Raw genomic sequence first — 2,213 nt, forward strand, 5'->3', positions numbered from 1 at the left:
ATTATACCAAAAGTAGCAGACGGTTTTGCCGTTAGTACCCGCCTTAACCCACAGGAACGTAAATACTCAGATGCAGTTACCCCTGTGGCGATCGCTTTTTCCTCAATGGTAGTTTTTTCTTCCTCAAAGAGGTATACCTTGATAGATTTAGTTCGCTTTATGGGGTTACTTACCATACCTTGTTTCACTGCGGGACTGAGTGGTATAGTTAGAGACTGCACTGAGGGAGTTGGGGATAACCGGAAATCTGACAACAGTGTATGGTCTCAATTGCGGACAATATCGCTGCTACTTTTGGTATAAACTATACTTGATTTAGATGCCACCAGTGAGAGTACTGTAACTTGTGATAAGGATACAAGGTAATATCTTATGGTTCGTCTTGTAAGTGACACTAAAGCCGTAAACCTTATTGTTAATGCTGCAATTGTTGTGTTGTAGGGATTGTATGGTTATGTCGCCAGCTTGCGATCGCAAGGTTGAGTACTATGCACCATCGCAAGTTAAATTATACGTAATTAAAATTGTTTAAAAGTTTCATTTTTATCAATCTGTTTAGTCAGCAACCCCTAAATATAAAACAAAAGTAGTATTCTAAACTACATACAAAACAAAATATATTGTCAATTAATCAATTTTATTGATAATAGTATAAGGATAAAATGACCCTATTGAACATACCTTGTTTTAGTTAGAGGAGTGTACGGTGACAGCAATAGTCTGTTGTGGAGTGCGACTGTAGTAAATCAGATGCAGAGAGGATTGTGGGGTTATTCCCTAAGCTGATTAACCTTTGACGTAATGCTGAAATAATTGGGTTAATTTGCCCTCAGAATACCTCAATTATGGGGATTATCAGAGTTTATTTTTCAGTTAATTATTTATTTTGATTGACAAAATCAAACCAAATTTCACTTGATTGGGGTAATTAGTGTGTGAATTGGGGTAGTTCGGAGTAAATACGGGGGTTAGTTCTCCCACCGCATGGTTAAAGTAAGAGTATTGACAAATAGCTTACTGAGAAGCTTGATTTGCACGTTATATAGAAGAGAAGTTATGGCAAGAGCGAGTAAGCCAGCTGATTCGGTTGAGTTGGCACGTATCATGCGGAATAAAGATATGGAGGACGGTATAGTAATTAGCTATCTCCAGTCGAAGAAGCGAGGGCAAACTGAGTTAGTATGTGAGGCCCTGCGGGCTTATTACCTACCATTTGCGCTATCGGCTGCGGGAGTATCTGGTATGGAATTGCAGTCAGCTCTCCACGATGCGATCGCGCAACTTGAAGTTCAGATCATTAAGATGAAACGGACGTTTGGGATGGAGGGGTTGCCCCAGGTAGTTCTTGTTAATCCTCATAGTGGAGTTTTCTCGCAGGGTGCAACTGGGTTACAACCAACAGTTGGAACTAATGGCGTGGAAATAACTCCTGTTTCAGCTAATTTGGTTCCCCCTTCCGTTTCTTTTTTTGATTCCACTGGGCCAAGTCCTGTATCGTTACCTGTTGCGACAGAACCAGTGGGCTCAAATGTTGTGGGAGAATATTCCGAAGATGATAGGTTCTTTGATGATGACGAGGATGACCCAATTGCTAAGGCAGAAATAGAAGTTGATGCAGGATTTCGTCTGGAGTGAGGGGATTATGAGAATATCGGTGGTTAGGTGTTGGAGAAAAGCATACTCTCTACCTTTGCTTGTGATACTTGCGTAAGTCCTGTCCTTGTCCTGTTTGTCGTTGTGGGCAATATCTCCTGGAGTGCGATCGCGTAGCAGGCGCTTGTTGCCAGGAAATATTTGCACCCTTCCACTGAGCGCATTTAGAAGGAGTTTTCGCTCAAGCACCTGCATTGCTCAAAGGTTCTATGAAACCGTTTCAGCCATACATTTGGTCAAAGCTTTTGGTCGAGGGCATCAACAGTATTTGACCGAACTGGAAAGGCGATCGCATTCTAGTTTTAGAGGTGCGATCGCCTAGAATAATCATTTCATATATCTCATCTGTAAAAGCTACAATCAAAAATTTGACAGCAAAGCAAGTATGTAATTGACCCCATCTGACATACCTTGTTATCGCCCAAGACTGCACAATTACGATACTTTTACTGGGGTAATTGCGGGGATGGTTGAGGTAATACGGGGTTTGATGATGACAATCGTATTGTTTGAATTACAGGCAAAAAGCTAATTTTATTTAATAATTCAACTTTTAGTTG

At 40.9% G+C, this 2,213-nt stretch carries 2 protein-coding genes and 1 pseudogene; 2 read left to right on the forward strand and 1 reads right to left on the reverse strand.

The features are described from left to right. A pseudogene (locus LC574_RS36820) lies at positions 1 to 254 on the reverse strand (hypothetical protein); the annotation flags it as partial. A gap of 802 nt (positions 255 to 1,056) precedes the next feature. On the opposite strand from LC574_RS36820, the gene LC574_RS36825 reads away from it, so the two are divergent. Next, entirely contained in the window at positions 1,057 to 1,635 is a 579-nt protein-coding gene (locus LC574_RS36825) for a hypothetical protein (protein WP_229458573.1), read from the forward strand. Between the two features lie 94 nt (positions 1,636 to 1,729). Beyond that, positions 1,730 to 1,975: a hypothetical protein gene (locus LC574_RS36830; protein ID WP_229458574.1), complete on the forward strand. Its 246-nt coding sequence runs from the start codon at positions 1,730 to 1,732 to the stop codon at positions 1,973 to 1,975. The last annotated feature ends 238 nt before the right edge of the window (positions 1,976 to 2,213 follow it).

Origin of the sequence: Nostoc sp. CHAB 5715, assembly GCF_020829685.1 — a bacterium.
Taxonomy (GTDB): Bacteria; Cyanobacteriota; Cyanobacteriia; order Cyanobacteriales; family Nostocaceae; genus Nostoc.

Excerpts from the sequence above, each read along its gene's own strand:
- LC574_RS36825 (WP_229458573.1), top strand. The coding sequence starts at position 1,057 with ATGGCAAGAGCGAGTAAGCCAGCTGATTCGGTTGAGTTGGCACGTATC.